The 22,645-nt window shown below is 74.5% G+C and carries 19 protein-coding genes; 13 read left to right on the top strand and 6 right to left on the bottom strand.

Translation table 11 applies throughout. The annotated features are described in order from the left end of the window. Positions 1 to 96 precede the first annotated feature (96 nt). On the top strand, positions 97 to 1,662 hold the full coding sequence (locus tag OG370_RS27300) for an AAA family ATPase (RefSeq protein ID WP_328468739.1): 1,566 nt from the start codon (positions 97 to 99) through the stop codon (positions 1,660 to 1,662). Here OG370_RS27300 and OG370_RS27295 read toward each other — a convergent pair. Further along, positions 1,649 to 2,497, bottom strand: a complete 849-nt coding sequence (locus OG370_RS27295; protein WP_328468737.1) for an alpha/beta fold hydrolase — start codon at positions 2,495 to 2,497, stop codon at positions 1,649 to 1,651. The genes OG370_RS27300 and OG370_RS27295 overlap by 14 nt on opposite strands. 83 nt (positions 2,498 to 2,580) lie before the next feature. Between OG370_RS27295 and OG370_RS27290 the strand changes: the two genes are divergently transcribed. Next, on the top strand, positions 2,581 to 3,117 hold the full coding sequence (locus OG370_RS27290; protein ID WP_328468735.1) for a PadR family transcriptional regulator: 537 nt from the start codon (positions 2,581 to 2,583) through the stop codon (positions 3,115 to 3,117). A gap of 153 nt (positions 3,118 to 3,270) precedes the next feature. Here the strand turns inward: OG370_RS27290 and OG370_RS27285 are convergent, their stop codons facing one another. Further along, positions 3,271 to 3,462 (bottom strand): thiomuracin/GE37468 family thiazolyl RiPP peptide, encoded by a 192-nt coding sequence (locus OG370_RS27285; protein ID WP_328468733.1) that lies wholly within the window; start codon positions 3,460 to 3,462, stop codon positions 3,271 to 3,273. A gap of 223 nt (positions 3,463 to 3,685) precedes the next feature. Between OG370_RS27285 and OG370_RS27280 the strand changes: the two genes are divergently transcribed. The 8 genes from OG370_RS27280 to OG370_RS27245 all read left to right on the top strand — a co-directional run bounded on the left by OG370_RS27280 (position 3,686) and on the right by OG370_RS27245 (position 16,215). Continuing rightward, complete coding sequence (locus tag OG370_RS27280; RefSeq protein ID WP_328468731.1) at positions 3,686 to 4,705, top strand: hypothetical protein; 1,020 nt, start codon at positions 3,686 to 3,688, stop codon at positions 4,703 to 4,705. Continuing rightward, complete coding sequence (locus tag OG370_RS27275; RefSeq protein ID WP_328468729.1) at positions 4,702 to 6,138, top strand: hypothetical protein; 1,437 nt, start codon at positions 4,702 to 4,704, stop codon at positions 6,136 to 6,138. The genes OG370_RS27280 and OG370_RS27275 overlap by 4 nt, the downstream gene beginning before the upstream one ends. Beyond that, a complete protein-coding gene (locus OG370_RS27270; protein ID WP_328468727.1) occupies positions 6,138 to 8,960 on the top strand; it encodes a lantibiotic dehydratase in 2,823 nt (940 codons plus the stop codon). The genes OG370_RS27275 and OG370_RS27270 overlap by 1 nt, the downstream gene beginning before the upstream one ends. Next, positions 8,954 to 9,919 (top strand): lantibiotic dehydratase C-terminal domain-containing protein, encoded by a 966-nt coding sequence (locus OG370_RS27265; RefSeq protein WP_328468725.1) that lies wholly within the window; start codon positions 8,954 to 8,956, stop codon positions 9,917 to 9,919. Before OG370_RS27270 ends, OG370_RS27265 begins: the two co-directional genes overlap by 7 nt. An 81-nt stretch (positions 9,920 to 10,000) precedes the next feature. Next, entirely contained in the window at positions 10,001 to 11,197 is a 1,197-nt protein-coding gene (locus OG370_RS27260; protein WP_328468723.1) for a thiopeptide maturation pyridine synthase, read from the top strand. Further along, positions 11,194 to 12,705, top strand: a complete 1,512-nt coding sequence (locus OG370_RS27255) for a hypothetical protein (protein ID WP_328468721.1) — start codon at positions 11,194 to 11,196, stop codon at positions 12,703 to 12,705. The genes OG370_RS27260 and OG370_RS27255 overlap by 4 nt, the downstream gene beginning before the upstream one ends. Then, positions 12,702 to 14,120, top strand: a complete 1,419-nt coding sequence (locus OG370_RS27250; protein ID WP_328468719.1) for a hypothetical protein — start codon at positions 12,702 to 12,704, stop codon at positions 14,118 to 14,120. Before OG370_RS27255 ends, OG370_RS27250 begins: the two co-directional genes overlap by 4 nt. After that, positions 14,113 to 16,215, top strand: coding sequence for a TOMM precursor leader peptide-binding protein (locus tag OG370_RS27245; RefSeq protein WP_328468717.1), 2,103 nt, complete (start codon positions 14,113 to 14,115; stop codon positions 16,213 to 16,215). The genes OG370_RS27250 and OG370_RS27245 overlap by 8 nt, the downstream gene beginning before the upstream one ends. A gap of 44 nt (positions 16,216 to 16,259) precedes the next feature. Here OG370_RS27245 and OG370_RS27240 read toward each other — a convergent pair whose 3' ends face one another. Together OG370_RS27240 and OG370_RS27235 are read right to left on the bottom strand one after the other, a co-directional pair. After that, entirely contained in the window at positions 16,260 to 16,640 is a 381-nt protein-coding gene (locus OG370_RS27240; protein ID WP_328468716.1) for a hypothetical protein, read from the bottom strand. 138 nt (positions 16,641 to 16,778) lie between these two features. Beyond that, positions 16,779 to 17,231: an ATP-binding protein gene (locus tag OG370_RS27235; RefSeq protein ID WP_328468715.1), complete on the bottom strand. Its 453-nt coding sequence runs from the start codon at positions 17,229 to 17,231 to the stop codon at positions 16,779 to 16,781. Between the two features lie 318 nt (positions 17,232 to 17,549). Between OG370_RS27235 and OG370_RS27230 the strand changes: the two genes are divergently transcribed. The 3 genes from OG370_RS27230 (at position 17,550) to OG370_RS27220 (ending at position 19,593) form a co-directional block, all read left to right on the top strand. After that, positions 17,550 to 18,416, top strand: coding sequence for a helix-turn-helix domain-containing protein (locus OG370_RS27230; RefSeq protein WP_328468714.1), 867 nt, complete (start codon positions 17,550 to 17,552; stop codon positions 18,414 to 18,416). Further along, positions 18,413 to 18,664, top strand: a complete 252-nt coding sequence (locus tag OG370_RS27225; protein ID WP_328468713.1) for a DUF397 domain-containing protein — start codon at positions 18,413 to 18,415, stop codon at positions 18,662 to 18,664. Before OG370_RS27230 ends, OG370_RS27225 begins: the two co-directional genes overlap by 4 nt. Before the next feature lie 110 nt (positions 18,665 to 18,774). Continuing rightward, the gene (locus OG370_RS27220; RefSeq protein ID WP_328468712.1) at positions 18,775 to 19,593 is read left to right on the top strand and encodes an SAM-dependent methyltransferase; all 819 of its coding nucleotides are present in this window, start codon (positions 18,775 to 18,777) and stop codon (positions 19,591 to 19,593) included. A 59-nt stretch (positions 19,594 to 19,652) separates the two neighbouring features. Here OG370_RS27220 and OG370_RS27215 read toward each other — a convergent pair whose 3' ends face one another. Then, on the bottom strand, positions 19,653 to 20,939 hold the full coding sequence (locus tag OG370_RS27215) for a DUF2254 domain-containing protein (protein WP_328468710.1): 1,287 nt from the start codon (positions 20,937 to 20,939) through the stop codon (positions 19,653 to 19,655). Positions 20,940 to 20,944: 5 nt separating this feature from the next. Continuing rightward, positions 20,945 to 22,636 carry a SulP family inorganic anion transporter gene (locus OG370_RS27210; protein WP_328468708.1) on the bottom strand — a complete coding sequence of 564 codons (1,692 nt, stop codon included), beginning with the start codon at positions 22,634 to 22,636 and terminating at the stop codon, positions 20,945 to 20,947. Between the last annotated feature and the right edge of the window lie 9 nt (positions 22,637 to 22,645).

Here is a 22,645-nt window from a genome sequence, read left to right as displayed (position 1 = left end):
CCCCGCCCCCGCCACGTGCCCACGTGACTCGGCCCCCGCAGACCCCGCCGACGCAGACCCCGCCCCGCAACTCCGCCCACGCGACCGAAGGCCCGCATGTCGAACTACTCCGAAAGCCTGGCCCACCTCGACAGCTACATCTCCGCCCGGGTGCCCGTGATCGGTATGCGCTCCATCGAGCAGCAGCGTGCCCTGCGGCTGCTGCGGGACGCGGCCAACCAGCCGCGCCGCAGCACCATGCCGTTCTGGATCTACACGCGGGCCACCGGGCTGCGCGACCTGCGCACCAACGCCCCTGTGCACGACGACCGTTCGCTGGTCGGCGCGATGGACTTCGCCGCGAAGCAGTTCAGCGGCCGGGCCAACGCGACCGTGGTCCTCGTCGATCCCGACCACCTCGAGGACGACACTCCCGTCACCCGGCACATCGCCGAACTCGCCCGGCTCGCCGACAACAACTCCGGCAGTATCGTGCTGATCACGGACGCGCCCATCTGGAGCGGGCTGCAGCGCCTCGGCATGAGCCTGCACCTCGACCTGCCGGACACCGACGAGATGTACGACGCGCTGACCGGCTTCCTCGGCGACCACCAGGGGCACATCCCGATCGAGTGGGACCAGGACGACGCCCGGCGCGCGGCCGAGTTCCTCTGCGGTGTCACCGAGGCCGAGTGCATCAACCTGATGGCCACCATCGCCGCCAAGGGCTCCATCCTGAAGGGCGACGTCCTCGGGCTCGCCCAGGCGAAGGACCGCATCTTCTCCGATCTCACCGGGCTCGAACGCGTCCAGCTCAAGGAGGGCGACTACACGATCGGCGGCCTCACCAACCTGCGCAAGTGGCTCGCCCGCAAGCACGACATGATGCACGCCGACCTGCGCGACACGGCACTGCGGCCGCCACGGGGCGTCCTGCTGGTGGGAGTTCCGGGCTGCGGCAAGTCGCTGTCGGCGAAGGCCATCGCCCACGAGTGGCAACTCCCGCTCTACCGGCTCGACATGGCCAGCATCCACGGCAAGTACCTCGGCGAGTCCGAGGGCCGCTTCAGGGAGGCCCTCGCCATGGCGGACCGGGTGGCGCCGTGCATCCTGTGGATCGACGAGATCGAGAAGGGCCTGGCGGGCCGGGACGACATGTCCGGCGTACCGCAGCGGATCATCGGGCAGTTCCTCTTCTGGCTCCAGGAGTCCCGCTCGCGGGCCTTCATCGTGGCCACCGCCAACGACATCCGCAGCCTGCCGCCCGAACTCATGCGCAAGGGAAGGTTCGACGAGTTGTTCTTCGTGGACCTGCCGGACAGTCAGGACCGCAAGGAGATCATCGAGGTCTACTACCACCGCTATCTGCGGACCGACCCCGACCCGGAGCAGGTGGACCGGCTCGTCGACCTGTCGGAGGGCTTCGCGGGGTCCGACATCGAGTCCACCCTCCACGACGTCGGCGAGGAGGCGTTCCGATGCGGTGGCGCCGACCGGCTCAAGCCCTCCTACCTCCTCGACGCCTTCGCCAACACCGTGCCGCTGAGCCGGCTCAACCCCGAGCAGATCGAGGAGATCCGCGCCTGGGGCCGCGAACGCGCGGTCCCCGCCGGCCGCGTGTCGACCATCACGGCCCCCGGCGCCTCCGGGCCGGCCCGCCGGATCGTGTTCATGGACGAGTGAGCCCGCACGGCACCGCCCGGCCAATGTCCCGGCCAATGTCCCCGCCGGCGGAGTCGGCCGCCCGGCCGCGGGCCAGTGCGCGCGCGGTGAGTTCCGCGAACGCCTCCGGGTTGTCCAGCATCACGTTGTGCCCCGAGTCCGGGACGGGCACGACCGACACGCCGGCCGCGGTGAGCTCGGCCGCGCCGGCCGGCTGCGTGTCGCCTGCGGGGTGCAGGTAGGTACGCGGGATCTCCAGGGCGAGCAGCTGCTCGCGCATGATCGGCGTGCCGCCCCTTGCCAGCTGCACGGCGCTGCGGTGGAGCGCCTCACGGCCCGCCAGCCGCATGGTGGACCACCAGTGGGGGCCGACCCGGATGCCGACCTCCTCCCATCCGCCGGCGAGGAACTCCTCCTCGGAGTAGGTGGCGATGCCGCTGCTGCCGGGGAGGTGCCGGGTGGGGACGACCGGGTCGAGGTTGGCGTCCACCAGCACCAGCCGCCCGACCAGGTCGGGATGGCGGGTGGCGAGCACGATGGCGACGGCGCCGCCCATGCTGTGCGCGATCACGTCCGCGCCCTGGACACCGGCGGCCGTCAGCGCCGCGGCGAGGGCGTCGGCGTGCTCCTGCAGGGTGTAGCCGAAGGCCGTGGGACGGTCGCTGATCCCGAACCCGAGGAGGTCGACCAGGAGCGAGCGGTGCCCGGCCAGGGCGGGGTGCGTGGCGGCCGCGGTGAAGTACGGACCGGACGACGCGCCCAGCCCGTGCAGGTAGACGCGAGCCGGCGCGGCGGCTCCGTGGATCTCCACCCAGCGGATGTGTGCTCCGTCGGCCGTCACGGGGGCAGCGTGCATGTCCGTCCTCCTCAGTCGTTCAATACCTCGCTTAGACTATACATAGACACCGATGTATTGGCCGGGTGGGAGAGGATGGGGACATGCTGGAACTGGCCATCCTGGGCTTCCTCTACGAGCAGCCGCTGCACGGCTACGAGCTCAAGAACCGCGTCGCCCAGCTCACCGGGCACGTACGGCCCATCGCCGACGGCACCCTCTACCCGGCGATCAAGCGGCTCGAACGGGCCGGCTGGATCCAGCGCCGCACCGAACCCGGCAGCAGGGCCGCGCCGCGCCACACCCTCACGCTGACCGACTCGGGCCAGGAGGAACTGCTGCGAAGGCTGCGCGAGGCCGACGGCGCCGACATCAGCGACGAGAACCGCTGGTTCACCGTGCTCGCATTCCTGCGGCATCTGAGCAGCCCCGGCGAGCAGGCAGCCGTGCTGCACCGGCGGAAGGCGTTCCTCGGCCGGCCGTCCAGCTTCTTCTACGAGGAAGGGCGGCCGCAGCGGGCCGAGGAGTTCGACGACCCCTTCCGGCGGGGCGTCCTGACGATCGCCCGGGCGACCTCCCGGGCCGAACAGCGCTGGCTCGACGCGACACTGGAAGAGCTGGAGGCGCGGGAGCAGGGCTGACCCGCACCCTCGGGAGGCCCGGAACGACACGGGACGACGGTGGGGCCGTTGCAGCAGGTGGGGCCGTCACGGCGGCCGACGCCGTCGGTGCCATGGGGAACGTCGGGCCGACGCGCGTGCCGGGCGACCTTCCGCCCGGCACGCGCTACCGACTCACGAACAGCTGCAGTTACAGCAGTTCGGCGGCGGAGCGCAGCAGAAGGACGCACTCGCCTCCGTCATACCGTGACCCGCCGTGAGCGACTGGCTGTGCTCGTCCCCGGCCAGCGAGTCCAAGTCGAGGTCCAGCGCGAGGTCGGCGACCGCCGCAGCAAGCGAGGGTGAGCCGTTGCTGTTCTCGTTCATCAGAGCCCTCCTTTCGAACCTAATGGAGCATCAACACGCATGTTCGGGCGCCCAGTTCGGACACTAGCGTGACGAATGGGGTCTGTGAAGGGGATGGACTAGACCATTGAGCTGAGCTAGTGTCGGCCGCCCGGAGGTCGTGGGCACGGCTTCGTCCGGCGCCTCCCCGCGCCTTCCGCCCGCGAGAACACGTTCCCGCCGCGGAACCCCGATGGAGGTGGCGATGAGGCCGAGGCTGCTTCCCGACACGCATCTGCTGCCCTCCGAACGGGGCGTGGTGATCAGCGGGCCCCGGCACACGGCGGCCTTCGCGCTGCCGGGAATCCACCCGTGGCTGGAACGGCTGCGGCCGTTCCTGGACGGCGGCAGCGACCTGGAGCAGCTCACCGCCGACCTCCCGCCACAGGCCGCGCGGCACGTCCGCACGCTGGTGGAACTGCTGGCCCGGGAGGGCTTCGTACGCGACGCCACGGCGGATCTTCCGCACGGCCTGAGCCCGCGGATACGCGCGCACCACGCCGCGCTGATCGACTTCGTCGCGGCGCGCGCGGACTCGCCCGAGCACCGCTTCGAGCGGTACCGCGACTGCGCTCCCCTGGTGGTCGGCAGCGGACGGATGGCACGCGCGCTGGTCCTCGCCCTGCTCGCCTCGGGGGTGGCCCATGTCCGCCTGCGACGCGGCGAGGCCGACGAGGGTCCGGAAGCCGCGGGGGACACGGCCCGGCTGAGCGCGTGTGTCGCGCTGCTCCAGCAGGAGGGCGGATGCTTTCACTACGAGGCCCTGGGCGCGGAGACCTCCGAGCTGCCCGCAGACGCCGGGATGGTGCTGCTCGGCTCGGACGTGTGGGACCCGGAACTGGCGGACCAGGCCCGCGCGCTGGCGACCCGCGGCGGGCTCCGGTACGGGCAGGCGATGGGACGGGGCGACCACGTCGTGATCAGTTCGGTGGGCGTTCCCGAGGGTGCCCCGGAAACTCCAACCCCCGTGGAGCCGCGGGATGGTGGGCCCGATCACGACGCGACCGGCGCCACGGGTGCGGGCGGTCCGGCTCACCCGCCGGAGCCGAGCGCGTACCTCGGTGGCCCGGTGGCGGCGCTCGCCGCCAACCAGCTCTGCCTGCACCTGCTGCGCCGGGTGGCGGGCCTGGACGACACCGGCGAGAGCACCGACCCGTCACTGGTGACCGATGCCGCGGTCCTGGATCTGCCCACCGGCCGCTTCCTCGGCGCGGAGGCGCGGTGACCGGCGGGGCCGCCGGCCGGACCGGCACGACCGCGGGGACCGGTGCGACGGCGGTGACGGGCGCGACGGCGGGGACCGGCACGGCCAGCACGGCCAGTACGGCCCCCGAGGCACCCGCGCCCCCCGAAACCGCCACCACCGCAAGGAGTTTCGCGAGCGAGGACCCGTTCCCCTCGTCGCTCTGGGCGGACGCGGTCTACTCCCGCCGGGCCATCCCGCCCACGCTCGCGGCGGGACACCCGGCACCCGGAACGGCCGGCGCGGAGCCCGACCCGCTCCCGCCCGGGCCGCGCCTCCCGCTGGCGCCTCCGCCGCTCCACCTGGCGCCCTCCCCCGGTTCCCCGGCCACCCTCGCCGACCCGGCCGTGCTCGCCGCGCTGCTGCACTACTCCTACGGCCTGCTCCAGCACGACCTGACCCCGGGCGGCTGGCCGCTGCACCGCGCGGTGGCCTCCGCGCGGTGCCGCTACCCGAGCGAGCTCACCCTGCTCACCCCCACCGCGGCCTTCCGATTCGATCCGCTCCACCACCAACTCGTGCTGTTGCGGGGGTCGTTGAGCGATGATCGGGACGGCGGTCCCGGCACCTCGCGGTACGTCGTGATCACCAGCCGGTTCGCCCGGACGGCCCGGCTCTACGGCGGCTACGCCCCGCGGCTGTGCGCCCAGGAGGCGGGGATGCTGCTGGGCGCGGTGCACCTGGTCGCCACCGCGCTCGGCCTGCGCACCCGGCCCGGCCAGGACCGGGAGACGCTGCACGACCTCTGCGCGAACCGGCTGCCGGCCATGGCTGAACACCCCATGGGCTACCTGGAGATCCTGGGACCGGCGGCGCCCCCGGCCGACCGTGCGGCCTGGCCACCACCCGACCTGGCCTCGGTGCTCCGCGCCCGCCACTCCGGCGCCGCGCTCTTCGACCCCGAGCCCGTTCCCGCCCCGCGGGAGTTGCTCATCGATCTCGAACCCGCCCTCGCCGCGGCGCCGTTCACCGACTTCTCCTGCCACCTGCTGGTCCAGCGCGTCGCCGGCGCCTCCCAGGGCCACTACGTCCACAGCGGCGGCCGCCTGCGCCAGGCCCACGACGGCGACCCGCTGCCGCTGCTCGAACGGATCGGGCAGACCGAGGGCCGGGTGTCGATGAACTTCCGCTCCACCGCCTGCACCGCGTACCTCGCCGTGCGGCGCGGCGCCGCTGTCGCGCGGCACGGCACCGACGCCTTCCGCAGGCTGCACCTGGTCGCGGGGGCGGCGGCCCATCTGCTGTGCGTGGTCGCGGCGCGGCACGGCCTGTCCGCCCGGGTCCACAACGGCTACGACGCCGCCGGCGCCGAACGCCTGCTCGGAGCGGCCTCGGGCGAGGAGACCGTGCTCTTCCAGGTGGCCGTCGGCACGGCACGCCCAGGCGCCGCCTTCCGCGTCCCCGTGGTGTTCTGATGAGCCGGAACACGCCGCCTTCGACCGATCGCCCCGCGCTCACCACTCCTGCGCCCGCCCCCGTTCCGGCCCCGGCCGACCAGACCGTGGGAGTGCGGATCGCCGGGCTGCCGACCACCGCGCTCGACGCCTCCCGCATCCCGCGCAGCACCGAACTCGGCATGCGCGTCGCGTCGTTGGACCAGCGGCTGACCGTCGACGCGGCCCGGCTGAGCGATGCGCTGTACGCCCTGATCGGCACCGAGCCGGCCCGCCCCTTCAAGGCCCGGCTGGTGGGCCTGCGCCGCGCCGTGCACCAAGGCGCCCGTATCGGCTCGCTGTTGGACGCGGCGGCCCCGCCGGACGTACTCGGCGCCGCGCTCGCCGAGCGCCTCCACCACCACGCCGATCTGCGTCGGACCCGGGCGGAGCTCTTCACCGAACTGAGCAGCGTCCTACCGGTCGAGACCCGGTCGGCGGCGGCCGCCCTCGCCGCGCTCGTCCAGGACCCGGCGTTCGCCACCGGTCTCGACTACGCCAGTCCCGACCTCTACGAGGACCTGCTGCGCTGGGGCGAGCGCGGCACGCCCGAACGGCGGCCGCTGGACGGGGCGGCCGTGCGGCTGGCCAAGTACGCGGGCCGTGCGATGGCCAAACCCAGCCCGTTGACCACCTTCGCGGCAGTCGGCTTCGGCCGCTGGGAGGTGGACGCCGGCGCCGGTGTGCGGCTGGAGAGCTCCGTCCGGGCCGAGGTGGCCGAGGCGGGTCTGCTGCCGCTGTCCCGGATCGCCGCCGCGCTCGCCCACGTGCCGGAACTGGGCGCTGCCGTGCGGCTGCGCGTCAACCCGTCGGCCACACCGGTGTCTTCCCCCGAGGGTGAGCGGTGGCTGTTCACCGCGCCGGGCCCGTCCGGCGAGGTACGCGCCCTGCCCGCCACACCCGCGCTGGCCGCGATCCTGGCGGCGGTCCACGAGGAGCCCAGCCCCGTACGGCTGCGCGCCCTGCTCGGCGCGCCCGGCCCGGGGGGCACCACGACCGGCGCCGCCGACTCCCCCGGCTCCGCCGCCGACGCCGTCATCGCCCGGCTGGTCCGGCTCGGCCTGCTGGAGGTCCGGCTCGGGCCGCCCGACCAGGAGCTCGACGCCGCCTCGCTGGACGACTGGCTCGGCAGCCACCTGCCCGCACCGCGGCACCGCGACCGCCTCACCCCTCTGCTCGACGACCTGCGCGCCATCCGCGACGGGATCGACGCCGCCCGGGCCGCCGCGCCCGGCTCCCACCGGGACCTCGCCGCCGCCCTGCGCCGGCACACCACGGCCGCCGCCCGACGCCTCCAACTGATCGGCCCGAACGAACAGCTGGACCGAGGCCCGGTGTACTTCCACCACACCGTCACGGTCGGCACGGCCGCCGTGCTCGACCCGGCCTCCTGGCGGCCGGCGCTCGCCGACCTGGCACGGATACCCGCGCTGCTCGCCCCGTTCGACACCCTCGCACCGCCGCGCGACGCACTCCGGCAGCGCGCCCTGACCGCGTACGGCCCGGGTTTCCGGCAGCCCTTCACCCGCTTCCTCCAGGACTTCGGCGCCTGGTGGGCCGCACCCGGGACACACGCTCCGAGCGAGCGCGACGTTCAACGGCAGGACGAGCTGCGCCAGTTGCTCGCCGGCACTCCGCCCGCGCACGACGGCACCGTCCGCCTCGCGCCCCAGGCCGTCAGCGAACTCTGCGGCGCCTGGCCCGACCCGGACACCTCCGGCGACCACCACGCCTACTACGTCCAGACCCTGCCCGACGGCCCGACCGCCGGGCTCGGCCTGGTGCTCAACACGGTCACCTGCGGGCATGGGACCGGCCGGACCCGGATCGCCCGCCTGCTCGACGCGGCGGCCGGAGCGGCCGAACCCGAGGAGGTCGAACCCGGGGTCGCCGATCCCGACGCAGCCGAACCCGACACCGGCCGGCCCGAGGCAGCCCACGAGGGGCTTCCCGGCGACTGTCCCGCGGGCACCCCGCTGCACGTCGAGTTCGACGCCGTCTTCGGCAGTGCCCTCAACCAGCGGGCGGCGGCCACCCGTTACGCGATCGACCTGGACGGCGCCACCTCGCACCGGCCCCCCGAGCGGTTGATCCGCCCCGCCGACCTGGACGTCGTGCACGACCCGCGCACCCGCCGCCTCCACCTGCTCCACCGCGCCACCGGCCGCGTCGTACGGCCGCTGCACCTGGGCCTGCTCGCCACGCCACTGCTCCCACTGCCGGCCCGGTTGCTGGCGGAGGCGTTCGGTCAGACCTCCTACGCCTTCTGGTCGGACTGGCCGCAGTTGTGGCAACTGCTCCCGCCGGAGCGGACCGCGCCACCGGGTACGGACCCGGGGGCGGCGCCCGGCGCGGGCTGCACGAGGATGCCCCGGCTCGCCCTGGGGGCCGTGGTGCTGCGCCGGGCGACCTGGTTCGTCGACCGCGGGCGGGCGCCGGCCCGCGCCGCCGGGGAGCCGGACGCCGCCTACCTGGTCCGCGTGCACGCCTGGCGGGCCGCGCTCGGCCTGCCGCCGCGCTGCTTCCTGCGCACCCTCACCCCACGCCCCGCCGACGGCTTCACCGGCCCCGCGCTGCACGACAAGGACCGCAAGCCGGTGTACGTCGACTTCGCGCACGCCCATCTGCTCCGCGTCTTCGAGCGGGCGGCCGCCACCGGCCGGCCGCTGCTGCTCACCGAGGCCCTGCCCGACCTCCACGACGCACCGGCCCACCGGGACGGCCGCCGGTACGCGACCGAGTTCCTGATCGAACTGCCCGCCGCCCCGCTCCCGATGCCGGACCGGCAGGCGCGGACATGCTGACCCGCCCGCCCGGAGGCGTACCGGACCCGAATCCGGAGCCTCAGCCGGAGCCCGCCCCGGCACCGGACCCGCAACCCGACGACCGCTGGGTCAGCGCCCACGTGTTCACCGGGCATCCGCTCGACCTGGTGGTGCGCGCGCTGCTCCCCGAGGCCGTCGCGGAGTTGCGCCGACGCGGCCTGGCCGACCGCTTCTTCTTCCTCCGCCACTGGCAGGGCGGTCCGCACCTGCGCCTGCGGGTACGCCTCACCACGCCGGCGGCAGAGCCCGCGGTACGCACGACGCTGGACGCGCACGCCGCCGCGTTCTTCCGCGCCCGGCCGCCGTCACCGGCCATGACGGAGAGCCAATACCAGGCGCTGGCAGGTCAGTTGGCTGCCCACGAGCCGGAGAGCGAACCCGGCACCCTGGCTCCTCACGACAGCCTCTCCTTCCACCCCTACCGGCCGGAGCACGGCAAGTACGGCCGGGGTGACGCGCTGCGGGCCGTCGAGGACGCGTTCGCCACCTGCAGCGAACTGGCCGTCGCCGCGGTCCTGGCCGAGTGGGGCCCGGCACGGCGGGCGGCGCACTGCTTCGCCCTGCTGACCGGCAGCCTGGACGCGGGTGTTGCGCCGGGCCGGCCGGCACCGGACCTGCCGGCCCGGTACGGCGACCGGCGGGCCGCCCTGCTCACCGTCGCCCGAGCAGCCCGCGCGGTCCGCGCGCAGGCACCGGCGGAAGCCACCGGCCAGGCCGGCGCCGACCCGGTGCACCAGTGGCTCGCGTCCTGCCGGAACGCGCAGCGGCGGTCCGCCCTCCCCGACCGGCTGGCCGGCCATCTGACCCACCTGGCCTGCAACCGCCTCGACGTGCGGCTCGGCCAGGAGGCGACCCTGCGCGGCCTGGCGCTGCTGGCCGTAGCGGAGTTGACGGGCGCCGACGGCCCCGCGCGCCGCGACGGCGCCGAACCACCGTAAGGCCGGCCCCCGTAGCGACAGGCTCACGAAAGCCCGCGGCGAAGAGCCCGGACCACAGAGAACCACGAAGGAGGGACCCCCGTGGCAGCCATCCCGCCGACCGACGAGCCGCAGTGGCGCGCGGCCCACATCGCGTACTTCGGTGACGACACCGACCAGTTGATCCTCCAGGCCGTACGGCCGGTGATCGAGCGCTGCGCCGGTCACGTCGCCTCGGCCTACGTGCTGCGGCACTGGCGCCGCGGTCCCCATCTGCGGCTGGTGGTCCAGGCCACGCCGGCCGCCTTCGCCGAGTTGGTGGAGCCCGCCGTCTCCGAGCTGATCGGCGGATATCTGACCACGCGGCCGTCCGCGGCCCCCCTCGACGAGGCCGCCCTGCTGCCGCTGCACCGCCGCCTCGCCGCGGCCGAACGGGAACCCGGCCCGCTGACCCCCTTCTACCAGGACCACGCGATCACCTGGGAGGAGCACGACCGCCGGGTCGACGTGCTGGGCTGTCCGGTCGGCGCGGACGAGTTGGCGCTCTTCTACCAGCAGACCAACGACCTGATGTTCGAGCACCTGGAGGCCGTCGCCGCGGGCCTGCCGCGCGAGACGCTGGCCCTGCGCCTGATGCTCGCCACCGCGCACACGCTCTGCCGGCACCCGCAGGACCCCTCGATCCGCCGCGGGTTCGTCTCCTTCCGCTCGCACGCCGAGGGCTACCTGAGCACGGTCGGCCCCCAGGTGCGGGACGCCTTCGCGCGGCGGTACGCGGCCAACCGCGCGGTGCTCACCGACCAGGTGCGTGCCGTGGTCGCGGCCTTCGACACCGCCGGGGCCGAACCCGAGGGGTCGGACACCGCGGCCGGGCCGGACCAGGCGGCAACGCTGCGGCGCTGGGTGGCCGCGATCGACCCGCTGGGCAGCCGCTGGACCGCGCTGTACGAGGCCGGCGAGATCCCCGAGGCGGAGATCCCGACCGACGAGGAGAACGGCATCGGCGGACTGCTCACGGCCAGCCCGCTGCACCGGGCGATCAGCGGCAGCGCCACGTACAAGCAGATGATGTACCGGGACCCGCGCTTCCTGCGCTACCGCCTGATGCTCAACTACACCTATCTCCACCTCTCCCGTCTCGGGCTGCCCGGCCTGACCCGCTACCTGCTCTGCCACCTCGCGGCCGACGCGGTGGAGGAGGTCTACGGGGTCAGCGCGCTCGAAATGGTGCTGGCCACCGCGGCGGACACCCCCGGTACGCCGGAGCGCGCCACCGCAGCGGCGCGGACGCACGGATGAGGACCGCGCCAGCGGCTCCCGGGCCCGACGCCGACCCGGCCGACCAGGATGACCTGTCCGACGCGGCCCACCCGTCCTACCCGCCGCCCGCAGACACCGGAGGGGCGGCGGCCCGCCGCTACCACGCGCGGTACGGCCGGGTGCTGCCCGCCATCGACCCGGCTGCGGGCAGCGCCCCGCCCACACATCACCCGGGCGCGCCCGTCCTCCCCCTGCCGTTCCCGCCGGTCCTCCCCCCGCCCCCGGCCGGCCTCGACTCGCCTTCCACCGAGCCCGATTCACCCTCCGCCGACCGCGATCCGGCCGCCTCCCTGGAGCGCCTGGGCGCCCTGCTCGCGCTGCTCAACGGCGTCACCCGGGTCGACTGGACCGGCGCGGGGGTGGGTGCCGGCCGGCCGGTGCCGTCCGGCGGCGGCACGTATCCGGCCGAGGTGTACACGGCCGGCGCCGCCGGGCTCTGCCACTACCTGCCGTCGGCCCACGCACTCGAACTCCTCTCCCGCGCCGACCTGCGCGCCGACCTCGCCCGCGCGCTGGACCGGCCGCCGCCCGAGCAGCCCGAGTCGGTCCTGCTGATCACCAGCCGGCTGGACGCGAACCTGGCCCGCTACGGCCCCTTCGGCCACCGGCTGCAGGCGCTCGACACCGGCGTGCTGACCGGGCAGGCGCTCACCCTGCTGGAGTCGGCCGGCGCCGCGCCGACGGCGCACGCCCGCTTCGCGGGCGGGGAACTGGGCCGCCTGCTCGGCCTCGACCCCGAAGCGGAGCGCGTCCACGCCGTGGTCACCGCCCGGACGCCCGGCGCGATCGCGCCCGACGCCCCGCTGCTGCGCCGCCGTTCGGCCCGCTCCGGCTTCGAGCCGGTCCCCGTTCCGCTGGCCGCCCTGCTCACCGTCCTGGCGGACGCCGCCCGCCCGATCCCCCTGGACCACGCCGCCCCCGCCGGCTGCGACCTGTACGTGGTCGCCCACCGCGTCACCGGGCTTCCGGCCGGCTGCCACCGGCGCGACCCGGGCACGGGCCGGCTCGTACCGGTCACCGGGGACGGCACGCCCCGGAGCCTGTTCCCACCCGGCGGGCCGGGCGAGCTGGCCGGGTACGAGGCGGCCTGCGCGGTGCTGGTGACCGGCGACTACGAGTCGGGCTATCCCGAACACGGCGACCGCTGGTACCAGATGCTCAACCTGCGGGCGGGCGTCATCGGCCAGCGGATCGGCCTGGCCGCCGCGCGCGCCGGACTCGGCGCCGGGCTCCGCTGCGACGTCGACACCGCGGCCGCCGACGCCTTGCTGGGCGCGCACCCCGCCCGTACGGACCCGGACCTTACGCACCCGGACCGCGCGGACCCCGGCCGTACGCACCCGCACGGTGCCGACCCCGCCCGTACGCCCCCCGACCGCACCACGCTGCTCGCCGCTCTGCTCGGCCAGGAACGCGGCAGCGGCACACCGGCCTGCCATCTGCTCCACCCGACCGTACCGACCCCTCCCCGGCCGAGGACACCGTGATCACCTACGACTCCGCGCCCCTCCTGCGCGCCGACGCCTTCCTGACCCCGAGCGGCAGCGGCACCGTCTACGTGCGCTCCAGCCAGGGCACCGACCTGATCGCCGCCCCCGGCATCGCCGACTGGCTGGACCGGCTCGCTCCGTTCCTGGACGGCGCCCGCACGGTGGGACAGCTGGTCGGCGGCCTCGACGCGGCCCGGAGCGCCATGGTGCTCCGCGTCCTTCAACTCATCGACAGCCACGGCCTGTTGACGGACCAGGCCGCCCCCGGCCCGGAGCGGCGCACCGCCGCCTACGCGCGGCTGCGGGTGCTGGTCCTCGGGGCGCCGCCCGCGGTCGGCGCGCTGACGGACGCGCTGCGGCTGACCGGCCTGCCGGCCGTCACGCCGGTCGCCGACCACGCGGCGGCCGCGACCGCGGTCGCGGCCGGCGGCCACGACGCGCTGCTGCTCCTGTCGGCGGGCGACGATCCGCCCTCCGTCGCCCGGCTCGACGAGGACTGCCGCGCACACGGCCTGTGGTTCGCCGCCGCCGTCCATGACGCGGAGTCCTGGTGGCTGGGCCCGACGCTCTCCCCCGGTCCCGACCGCGCCGCCGGCGGCTGGCTCGGCGCCTGGCTGCGCGTGCACGGCACGCAAGCCGCCACTCCCCTCCCCCAACACCCCTCGGAGGCGGCCGAGTTCGCGGCGACCTTGCTGGCGCACCGCTTCCACCGGGCCTTCCTCGACTCCTCCACCGCGGCGGCCGAGCCGGAACCGCTCGTCCGGCTGGACACCGCGACCCTGACCACCACCCGCCACGCCTACCGCCCCCACCCGGCCGCGCTGCCGGCGGCGCCGGAGTCCGAGGCGCGGTTCCTCGCCGGAATCACCGCCCTGCGCGACGGCCCGGCCGTCGGCCCCGAGGAGTTCTCCCGGCGCGCGGCCGGCTGCATCGACCCGCGCGCCGGACTGCTCGCGGACCTGGACGAGGGGGAACTGCCGCAGTTCCCCCGGCATGCCTCCCGGGCCCTGGTCCGCGACCCGCGCACCGGCCGGGCCGCGCACCAAGTCCACGCCACCGGGACCGACTTCACCACCGCGCGCCTGCGCACCGCGTCGCGCGCCCTGGCGCTGTACGCGCTGCTCGCCCTCGACCCGCGGCGGTTCGTCCCGGGGCCCGGCGGGCCCTCCTTGTGGGCGTGGTCCCCCGAGCGCGGCACGGCCCACCTGGTGCCGGCGGCCGCCGTATCCGCGCGGGGACCGGGCGCGCCCCGGGGTCTCGGCTCGGGCGCCACGTTCACCGAGGCGGTGGCGGCGGCACTTCGCGACCTGCGCTGCCCCACGCACGGCGCGCTGATCGTGCCGCTCGACCACGATCCGGCCGCCACCGCGATCCTGCCCTACCTGCTACGAACGGTGCGCTGCGATGACTGACGGCCTCCTGGCGACCTTCCCCCGGACGCACCACGACGGCGGCCTGCTCGGCCAGGCGCTCGTCCGCCGGTCCGGCGCGATGGCGCGGCCCCGGAGCGAGGTACCGCTCCTGAGCGACGTGCGGCTCCTGGCCGCCGACACACCCGACGCGGCGGCGACGCGCGCGCCTGAACTGGCCGCCGCCGGTGGGCCGTTCCTGCTCGTCGTCGCGGAACTGGACCGCGTGGTCATCGGCCCGCTGGTCCGCCCCGGCACGCCGGGCTGCCACCGATGCCTCGCCGCCCGCCGCGCCGGGGCACGTGACGACGCCGCCGAAGAGGCGGCCCTGCACGCCACCTACGGCAACCGCCTCACCGGCACGGTCTCGCCCCTGCTCACCCCGATCGCCGCCGACCTCGCCGCGCAACTCGCCCTGAACCGGCTCAGCACCGCGGCGACCGCCGACCCGACCTCAGCCACGACCACCGCGACGACCTCAGCGGCGACCCCGGCCGCGACCACCGCGGCACCCAGCACCGTATCCACCGCTGCACCCACCACCGCCGGCGCCGAGTACACCGTCACCATGCTCCGCCTCAGCGACCTGGAGATCACCCGGCACCGCTTCCTGCCCGACCCCCTCTGCCCCGAGTGCGGCGGCCTGCCCGACGACTCCCCCGCCGACGCCGCGATCCCGCGCGTCACCCGGCCCAAGCCGGACCCGACGGTCACGCGGGTCCGGAACCTGCGCGCGGAGCGGGCCGTACTGGAAGCCCGCTACGCCGACGACGAGACCGGCGTCCTCAAGGGACTGCGGGCCCGCGGACTGCACACGCTGCCGTTCGCCGAGGCCAAGGTCGGCCCGCCCGAGTCGGTCGACGGCGGTTACGGCCGCGCGCTCGACTTCCGCACCGCCCGGGTCACCGCGATCGCCGAGGCACTGGAGCGGCTCGGCGGAGGCCGCCCCGGCGGCCGGCGCACCGTGGTGCACGGCAGCCACCGCGAACTCGCCGCCCGGCACCCCGGCGCCGTACTGGACCCGGCGACCACCGGCGGCCACGAACCCCACCGCTACCAGGAACCCGGTTTCCCCTTCCAGCCCTACCACCCCGACCTCGTGCTGCCGTGGGTCTGGGGCCACTCCCTCACCCGCGAACAGCCGGTCCTGGTCCCCGAGAGCCTGGTGTACTACCGGCTCGGCCGGCATCACCCGCGGTCCGCCCGGCCGTTCGTCTCCGAGATCTCCAACGGCTGCGCGCTCGGCGGCTGCGTCGAGGAGGCCGCGCTGTACGGCCTGCTCGAACTCGCCGAGCGCGACGCGTTCCTGCTCACCTGGTACGCCCGGCTCCCGGCGCCCGCACTCGACCTGCACTCCGCGCGCGACCGGCGGATCGGCCTGCTCGCCGACCGTATCCTCGAGCGCACCGGCTACCGCGTCGAGGTCTTCGACGTGACCGGCGCCGAGCGCGTCCCCTGCTTCTGGGCCGCCGCCGTGGACGCCCAAACGACCTCCGCTCCCGGCAGCGAACCGGCGGCGCCCCGCCCCCGGGTGCTGTGCGCCGGCGGCTCGGGGCTCGATCCCGAACGGGGTGTCTTCGGCGCGCTGCACGAACTGGTCACCGCCATCGAGGCGTACCGGCTGATCTACCCGAAACGCGTGGCCGACGCCGCCCGGATGCGCGAGGACCCCGAGCAGGTCCGCCTGATGGACGACCACGCGCTGCTCCACTGCGACCCGATCGCCGCCCGCCGCCTCGACTTCCTGCTCGCCCCCGGTGGCCGACCGCCCCAGGAGCGCCGCGACCTGCGCGAACTCGCCGACCACTACGCCTGGCCGCCCCACGCCGACCTGCGCGCGGATCTCGACGAGGTGGTGGGCCGGTTCGCCGCGTCCGGCCTCGAAGCGATCGTCGTCGACCAGACCACCCCCGTGCACGCCGCGTCCGACCTCTCCTGCGTCAAGGTCCTCGTGCCCGGCCTGCTCCCGATGACCTTCGGGCACCACCTGCGCCGCATCAGCGGACTCGACCGCGTCCTGACCGCCCCGCACCCCCTCGGCCACACCCCCCGCCGACTCCCCGAGGAGATCAACCCCCACCCTCATCCGTTCCCCTGACCAGCCACCGGCCGCCGGCCACCGGCGGCCACCCGGCCGCGGGATCACCCGGTCTCGCAGCACCCCGATGACAAGGGCGCCCAGGTGTAGCGCACGTGCACACCCTGGGCGCGGAGCCAGGCGGCCTCGCGGGTGCGCAGTTCGCGCGCGGACTCCGGGGCGATGGCGCTGGGCCAGCGGACGAGCACCGTGCCGACGTGGCCGGTCTGTGCCAGCTGTCTCACCCGCCGCCACCCGCTGCGTCGGGCCGGGTCGGACTCGCCGTACGTGTCGGTGATGACCTCGGAGATCGTCAGCCCGCGCTCCTCGGCGAACGCGTGGCCTTCGATCCGCGCGCGCTGCGTGGCCTCCCCGGGCGCGCACCGGGCTCGGTCGGCGCACACGTACAGCACGACGGAAGAAGCGGCGTCATCGTGAGGAGTCATGGGCACCTTCCGCGAGGAGAACGAGGAGGAGTGGGAGAGGTTCCGCCGCGCGCAACGGTGAACGCGGCGGGGGCGTGCGGTCGTTGCCGTGGGTCGGCGCGACCGGTCCGGTGCGGCGGCCGACCGTTCCCCACGGCCTCACGGGTGGGCCGTCAACTCTGCCCAGACGACCTTTCCTTCGGCCCGCGTCGAGCGTGCGGAGCCCCAGGTGTCCGCGAGTTGCTGGACGAGGAACAGCCCTCGCCCACTCTCCTCGCCGGGGCCGGCGCGGTGCTCGGGCGGGAGGACCGGAGTGCTGCCCTCGTCGTGCAGCTCTATCCGCAGACGCCGCTCGTCGCCGGTCAGCGTGAGGCCGCACAGGACCTGACCACTGCCGGTGTGGAGCACGGCGTTCGTGGTCAACTCGGAGACCATCAGCACCGCGTCGCCGCAGGTGTCGTCGGGCAGCCGCCACGCGCGGAGCCGGTCCCGCACGGTGTCGCGGGCGGGTCTCACGCTGGAACGCAGGGCGGGCAGGCCGAACCAGTACTCCCGGCACGGCACGGTCCCGGCTAAGGCCGGAGCCGGAGGGGAGGGCGTGGACAGAGTCACAGGTGTCGCCTTCCAGCGCCTCCGGGGGGCGGGGCGCGGTGAGGGGATACGGGACTGCAACGCGAGCGGTGCGAGGCGTGCGCCGAGGCACGTGACCAGCGGTGGGGGGCCGACGACGGCATCGACATCACGGGTGCTCTCCGGCACCGGATTCTGCGTCATTACTGTGCCTTGACCGCTCACAGGTCCACTATGCGCGTGCGATAGCTCACGCTGCAACCGACTCCCTGATAATCTCAGCAGCGCTTGTATCACTCTGGTGTCATCATCAAATGGCTGTAAGAATGGCTTTGTTGACGATCACTCAGGGGGTTGGGCGTGAGCGAAGCCCGTACCGGCACCAGCGCGCCGACGGTCCTGCGGATGATCCTCGGCCGTCGGCTGCAGGACATGCGGCTGGGCGCCGGTGTCTCGCTGGAGGACGCGGCGAAGGCCCTGCGCGTGACCCCCCTGACGATCCGCCGGCTGGAAAAGGCCGAGGTCGCCCTGAAGCCGCTCTACGCGGAGAAGCTCCTGCAGACGTTCGGCGCGGACCGCCAGGAGATCGACGAGTTCGTCGACATGGCCGAGCAGGCCAACAAGCCCGGCTGGTGGCACTCCTACCGCGACGCCGTCCCCAGCTGGTTCACCGCCTACGTCAGCCTGGAGACCGGCGCCAAGACCCTCCGCACGTACGAACCCCAGTACGTCACGGGCCTTCTGCAGACCCACGACTACGCACACGCCGTGCTGCGCGGCGGGTTCCCCAACGACAGCGAGGAGGAACTCGCACGCCGGGTGGAGCTGCGGCTGCGCCGCCAGAGCCTGCTGGAGCGGGCGGACGCCCCCACGCTGTGGGTGGTCATGGACGAATCGGTCCTGCACCGGGTGGTGGGCGGCCCGCACGTGATGCGCGAGCAGCTCGAACGGCTCCTGGACGCCTCCGAACTCCCGCACGTCAGCCTCGACATCGTGCCCTTCAGCGCGGGCGCGCATGTCGGAGCGTGCGCCCCGTTCACCTATTTCCGGTTCGAGGAACCCGAGCTGCCCGACATCGTCTACAGCGAGCTCCTCTCCGCCTCCGTCTACCTTGACCAGCGCGCGGACGTCGTCTCCCATCTCGAGGCACACAACCGCATGGCGCTGCTGACGTCTTCCGAGGACAGCAAGACCCTCTTGAACCGCATGCGTAAGGAGTACTCATGACGATGACCGACGAGAGCGTCTACAACGGCATGCCGGCGCGCAATCTCGGGGAACAAGGCTGGGAGCGCCCCTGGAGCGGGCCGAACGGCGGTCAGTGCGTCGAGACCAAGCAACTCGCCGACGGCCGCGTGGCCGTACGGCAGTCCACCGATCCGGCCGGCCCGGCGCTGATCTACACGCCGGAGGAGATCGCCGCGTTCGTCCGCGGCGTCAAGGAGGGGCTGGCCGATCACCTGGCCGCCGGCTGAGCCGACGGCGAGCGGAGCCGCCGGGCGATCCGACGGTGAGCGGAAGGGACGACGACACCGGTCCCGCCCCCGGCCCGCGGGCCGACAGACACACGCATGAAGGGGAGAACATGACCACCAGGCAGGCCGGCCGCGACCTCGACACGAGCAAGGCGCACTCGGCCCGGATGTACGACTACTTCCTCGGCGGCAAGGACCACTTCGAGATCGACAAGGAAGCCGCCCTGGTCGCCGCCCAGGCCCACCCCGGTATCTACGTGACCGCGCGGGAGAACCGGGCGTTCATGCACCGGGCCACCCGGGTGCTGGCCCAGGAGCACGGCATCCGCCAGTGGCTCGACATCGGCACGGGTATACCGACCGAGCCCAACCTGCACCAGGTGGCCCAGTCCGTCGCGAGCGACGCCCGCGTGGTGTACGCGGACAACGACCCGCTCGTCCTCAAGTACGCCGAACGCCTCATGCGCAGCACCAGCCAGGGGCGCACGGCCTACGTCGAGGCCGACATCACCGACCCCGACGCGCTGATGAGTTCCGTGGAGGACGCGGGGGTCCTGGACTTCGACCAGCCCATCGCGCTCTCCCTCAACGCGCTCATGCACTTCATCACCGACCCGCACGACCCGTACGCCATCGTCCACCGCCTGCTCGACCCGCTCCCGGCGGGCAGCGCCCTCGCCATGAACCACTGCACGCCCGACTTCGACCCCGTCACCTGGAACAGGGTCGCGGAGGTCTACACGAAGTCCGGTTCTCCGGTGCAGTTCCGCTCGCACAGCGACGTCCGCCGCTTCTTCGACGGGCTCGACCTGATCGACCCCGGCATCTGCTGCTGCCACCGCTGGCGTTCCACCGAACCCGCCGCCCACGGTGCGGAGATCCCGGACGCCGAGATCAGCCTGCTGGCAGGCGTGGGCATCAAACGCTGACCCGACCCCACCCGGCAGTTCGACCGGCCGGGCGCCGGGCGCCGCGACCGGTGCGGGGGTTATGGGGTGGGGGCGGGGCCGCCGATGCCCTGGGGGTCGGGGGTGGTGGCGGCTTCGGACATGGTCGGGTCCGGGAAGTCGCGGGCGGCGCGGTCCAGGATGGCGCGGTAGGGGGTGAGGGTGGCGGCGCGGGCGGGCGGGATGGTCCGCTCCACCGTGTCGAGCAGGGCCCGCAGGCGGCGCTGGACCTGGAGGGAGCCGGCTCCGTAGCCGAGGATCTCCGCGAGGGCCAGGTCGAGGAGCTGGCTCCAGCCGGGGCGGGGGATGGTGACGAGGGCGGCGCCGTCGCGGTCGCGGAGGGTGGCCGGGCCGAGCGGCCGGGGGGCGAGGCGCAGCAGGGCCGCTTCGATCTGGTCGAGGGCCTGGACGGCGGTGGTCGGGTCGTTGACGGCGGGTGACAGGGCGCGGATCGCGACGTCGACGAGCAGGCGCAGCCCGTACGCGGGGTCGTGGTCGATACGGCGGGAGGGCCCGAGGCGTACGGCGCGGACCAGGCGTCGTGCGTCGGACTCGGCCGGCGGCCCGGGGGTGACGCGCAGGAGGGGCTCGCCGGGTTCGACGAAGCTGCCGACGGCCGTCAGGCAGGTGACGTGCAGGCCGCTGCCGGCGGCGGCCGCCGCGATGGCGGGACCGTCGATGTGCTGGACGACGCCGCCGCCGGTCGCGGCGACCACGGCACCCTCCGGTTCGGGCCCGGCAGCCGGCCCTGTGGACGGCTCCGCTGCTGCCGCGTCCTGCCAGACGCGGTCGAGTGCCTCGTGCAGCCGCTGCCCGACCGCGCGGACGAGGCCGCCGCCGGTGATCACCTCCCGCAGCCCGGCGAGCGTGCGCAGGATCGTGCCCGTGGACAGGACGACGAAGACGATGGCCAACGTGACCGCCAGGTCCGGCACATGGTGCTCGCGGACCTGCGCGAGGACGACGAGGGAGTACACGGCCGTGCCGGTCAGCGCGCCGAACAGCACCAGCGAACGCTCGAAGAAGCCCAGCACCCCGGCGAGCCGGGACGACATGCTCTGCACGGACTGGACGACCAGGGTGACGGCGGTCAGCACGAAACCGGTGAGGGTGATGATGCCCGACGCGATCGCCCCGAGGGTGGCCTGCGCGGCGGACGCGTCGTAGGACAGGCCGCCGAGGTTCCTGGTCCGTTCCAGGTGCGGCAGCCACCAGCCCAGCAGCGCCCCGGCGGCCACGAGCGCGACGGCCAAGCCGCGGTTGGGCCACGTCGCGCGGGGTGAGCGGCGGGAGCGGCGGCGGCCGGTGGCGGACAGCAGGTTGCGCATGGCCCTCACTTCTGCGATCCGGCCGGCGGCCGGGCGACCGCGGCGATGGCGTCCTCGACGGTGGCGTGCACGGCGTCGGGGCCGAGCCGGGCGGCGAGCCGGTGGTGGTCGAACGCGGGGCGGGCCACCGCGCGCAGACCGGCGAGGTGCAGGGCGCTGCCCTGACGGTCGAGGGCGGTGCGCAGCTCGTCGAGGGTGTCCAGGACGGGGACACCGAGGTGGTAGCTCGCGCCCAGGTCGAGGACGACGGTGTGGGGTCGGGGGTGGGCGGCCGAGGCCAGCGCGAGCAGGCCCAGCCGGGTGCGGTCGGAGTTGCCGAAGAACAAGGCGCCGTCCAGCCGGGTGGCGAGGACCCCGGGGACGGTGGTCGCGCCGGGGTGCTGCGCGGTGTCGCCGTACAGCCGGCCGCCGGGCAGCCGGCCCAGGACCGACAGGTGCGCGGTGCTGGCGGCGGCGATGAACAGCACCAGTGACAGCGCCACCGCCAGTAGCAGCCCGGGCAGCAGGTCGAAGAGCAGCACCCCGGTCAGCGCGGTCAGCGCCACCCCCAGGCTCGCCCGGTCCGCTCGGGCGTAGCGCCGCAGTTCGGAGGTGGACAGGAAGCCGCGGACGGCGACGATCACGATCGCGCCGAGCACCGGCTCGGGCAGGTCGGTGAAGAGCGGGGTGAGGAAGGCGCCGGTGAGCAGGATGAGCACGGCGGCGATCAGCGAGGTCAGCTGGGAGCGCGCCCCGGCGGACTCGGCGGCGGCGCTGCGCGAGGCGCTGCCGGAGACGGCGAAGCCGCGGACGAAGCCGACGGCGACGTTCGCGAATCCGACCGCCGCCATCTCCCGGTTGCCGTCCACCTCGTCGCCGTGCCCGCGCGCGAACCGCGAGGCGATGCTGAACGCCTCGGCGAACACCACCAGCGACACCCCGCAGGCCCCGCCGACCAGCTTCCACCAGTCCGCGGCCGGGATACCGGGCAGGTGGGGCACCGGTACGGCCGAGGGGATCTTCCCGACCACCTCCACCCCGTGGTCCTTCAGCCCGGCCGCCGCGGACACCGCCAGCGCCACGACCAGCACCACGAGGGACGCGGGGAGCCTGGGGACGTAGCGCTCCAGCGCGAACAGCGCCGCCAGTGCCGCGGCCCCGACGACCAGCGAGGCGAGCGACCAGTCGGGCAGGTGCCGCAGCAGCGTCCACAGGCGGGGGAAGAACTGCCCGTCGCCGCTGGACACCCCGACGATCTTCGCGGCCTGGCGGACCACGATGGTCAGCGCCATCCCGAAAAGGAAGCCGTACAGCGCCGGTTCGGCGAGGAAGTTCGTCACGAACCCGAGTCGGGCCAGCCCCGCGGCCAGCAGCACACCGCCCGCGACCACCGCGAGCGCCGCTGACAGGCCCACCGCCCGCTTCGGGTCCGAGGTGATGCCCGCGACCGTCGCACCCGACAGCACCGCCGCCGCGGAGGTCGCCCCGATGATCAGGAACCGGGAGCGGCCGAGCAGGACGTACGCGACCAGGGCGACCGGCGCGGCGTAGAAGGCGTTCTGCGGCGGCACCCCCGCGATCTGCGCGTACGCCACGCACTCCGGGACGATCAGGGCCCAGGCGGTCAGCGCGCCGAGCAGGTCACCTCGGGCGCCCGGGCCGCTCACGCCGGACAGCATCGACCGGACGCGGACCGGCAAGTGCGCTCGTACGGCCACCGATCCACC

This window comes from Streptomyces sp. NBC_00448 (assembly GCF_036014115.1).
In the GTDB taxonomy this organism is placed as follows: Bacteria; Actinomycetota; Actinomycetes; order Streptomycetales; family Streptomycetaceae; genus Actinacidiphila.
This window is presented reverse-complemented; position numbering and strand designations above follow the sequence as displayed.

Bases quoted from the DNA above. Each gene is read 5' to 3' on its own strand.
- OG370_RS27265 (WP_328468725.1), top strand. From the start codon at position 8,954: ATGCTGACCCGCCCGCCCGGAGGCGTACCGGACCCGAATCCGGAGCCT.
- OG370_RS27290 (WP_328468735.1), top strand. From the start codon at position 2,581: ATGCTGGAACTGGCCATCCTGGGCTTCCTCTACGAGCAGCCGCTGCAC.
- OG370_RS27285 (WP_328468733.1), bottom strand. From the start codon at position 3,462: ATGAACGAGAACAGCAACGGCTCACCCTCGCTTGCTGCGGCGGTCGCC.
- OG370_RS27255 (WP_328468721.1), top strand. From the start codon at position 11,194: ATGAGGACCGCGCCAGCGGCTCCCGGGCCCGACGCCGACCCGGCCGAC.
- OG370_RS27270 (WP_328468727.1), top strand. From the start codon at position 6,138: ATGAGCCGGAACACGCCGCCTTCGACCGATCGCCCCGCGCTCACCACT.
- OG370_RS27215 (WP_328468710.1), bottom strand. From the start codon at position 20,939: ATGCGCAACCTGCTGTCCGCCACCGGCCGCCGCCGCTCCCGCCGCTCA.
- OG370_RS27220 (WP_328468712.1), top strand. From the start codon at position 18,775: ATGACCACCAGGCAGGCCGGCCGCGACCTCGACACGAGCAAGGCGCAC.
- OG370_RS27225 (WP_328468713.1), top strand. From the start codon at position 18,413: ATGACGATGACCGACGAGAGCGTCTACAACGGCATGCCGGCGCGCAAT.
- OG370_RS27300 (WP_328468739.1), top strand. From the start codon at position 97: ATGTCGAACTACTCCGAAAGCCTGGCCCACCTCGACAGCTACATCTCC.
- OG370_RS27240 (WP_328468716.1), bottom strand. From the start codon at position 16,640: ATGACTCCTCACGATGACGCCGCTTCTTCCGTCGTGCTGTACGTGTGC.
- OG370_RS27280 (WP_328468731.1), top strand. From the start codon at position 3,686: ATGAGGCCGAGGCTGCTTCCCGACACGCATCTGCTGCCCTCCGAACGG.
- OG370_RS27245 (WP_328468717.1), top strand. From the start codon at position 14,113: ATGACTGACGGCCTCCTGGCGACCTTCCCCCGGACGCACCACGACGGC.
- OG370_RS27295 (WP_328468737.1), bottom strand. From the start codon at position 2,497: ATGCACGCTGCCCCCGTGACGGCCGACGGAGCACACATCCGCTGGGTG.